The following is a 939-nucleotide window of genomic DNA, read 5'->3' as shown; positions in this document are numbered from 1 at the left end:
AAGACAGGATTTGAACCTGCGACCCCCTGGTCCCAAACCAGGTGCTCTACCAAGCTGAGCCACTTCCCGTTATAAAAGCGCGCCCGAGAGGAGTCGAACCCCTAACCTCTTGATCCGTAGTCAAACGCTCTATCCAATTGAGCTACGGGCGCATATGGTGCCGAGGGCGGGGGTCGAACCCGCACGGTGGTCACCCACCGCAGGATTTTAAGTCCTGTGCGTCTGCCTGTTCCGCCACCCCGGCATGTCATATTGAAAATTGGAGCGGAAGACGGGATTCGAACCCGCGACCCCAACCTTGGCAAGGTTGTATTCTACCACTGAACTACTTCCGCAAGACACGTATGAGTTATTTAATTAAAAGTGCGGGTGAAGGGAGTCGAACCCCCACGCCAAAGGCGCCAGATCCTAAGTCTGGTGCGTCTGCCAATTCCGCCACACCCGCATATTAATTTATTTAAGAAAAATGGGGCGACTGATGGGAATCGAACCCACGAATGCCGGAGCCACAATCCGGTGCGTTAACCACTTCGCCACAACCGCCATGATTTCTGGTGCCGACTAGAGGACTTGAACCCCCAACCTACTGATTACAAGTCAGTTGCTCTACCAATTGAGCTAAGTCGGCTAAATGGTGGAGGATGACGGGATCGAACCGCCGACCCCCTGCTTGTAAGGCAGGTGCTCTCCCAGCTGAGCTAATCCTCCATTTGCCTGGCAACGTCCTACTCTCACAGGGACAAGGTCCCAACTACCATCGGCGCTAGAGAGCTTAACTTCCGTGTTCGGTATGGGAACGGGTGTGGCCTCTCTGCCATCATTACCAGACTGTATTCATTTAAGACAAGAATTATTGTAACTCATTTACTTTTGAAAGTCAACAAGTTTTTTATATTCTTTCAAAACTAGATAACATTGCTTCATATTATATGGTTAAGT

At 50.6% G+C, this 939-nt stretch carries 7 tRNA genes and 1 rRNA gene; all 8 read right to left on the bottom strand.

Features of this window, described 5'->3' with window-relative positions:
* Window positions 1-78: 78 nt before the first annotated feature.
* A tRNA-Arg gene (locus HMPREF1014_RS29145) sits at window positions 79-152 on the bottom strand.
* Between the two features lie 3 nt (window positions 153-155).
* Window positions 156-244, bottom strand: a tRNA-Leu gene (locus HMPREF1014_RS29140).
* A 16-nt stretch (window positions 245-260) separates the two neighbouring features.
* Window positions 261-335, bottom strand: a tRNA-Gly gene (locus tag HMPREF1014_RS29135).
* A gap of 29 nt (window positions 336-364) precedes the next feature.
* Window positions 365-445: transfer RNA gene (locus tag HMPREF1014_RS29130), tRNA-Leu, on the bottom strand.
* Between the two features lie 22 nt (window positions 446-467).
* A tRNA-His gene (locus HMPREF1014_RS29125) sits at window positions 468-543 on the bottom strand.
* Between the two features lie 9 nt (window positions 544-552).
* Window positions 553-628, bottom strand: a tRNA-Thr gene (locus HMPREF1014_RS29120).
* Between the two features lie 4 nt (window positions 629-632).
* Window positions 633-708 (bottom strand) — tRNA-Val (locus HMPREF1014_RS29115).
* A gap of 4 nt (window positions 709-712) precedes the next feature.
* A 5S ribosomal RNA gene (gene rrf / locus HMPREF1014_RS29110) occupies window positions 713-828 on the bottom strand.
* Window positions 829-939 lie beyond the last annotated feature (111 nt).

It is taken from the genome of Bacillus sp. 7_6_55CFAA_CT2 (assembly GCF_000238655.1).
GTDB classification, from domain to species: Bacteria; Bacillota; Bacilli; order Bacillales; family Bacillaceae_G; genus Bacillus_A; species Bacillus_A cereus.
Note: the sequence above shows the minus strand (reverse complement) of the source record. Positions and strands in the feature narration are given on the sequence as shown.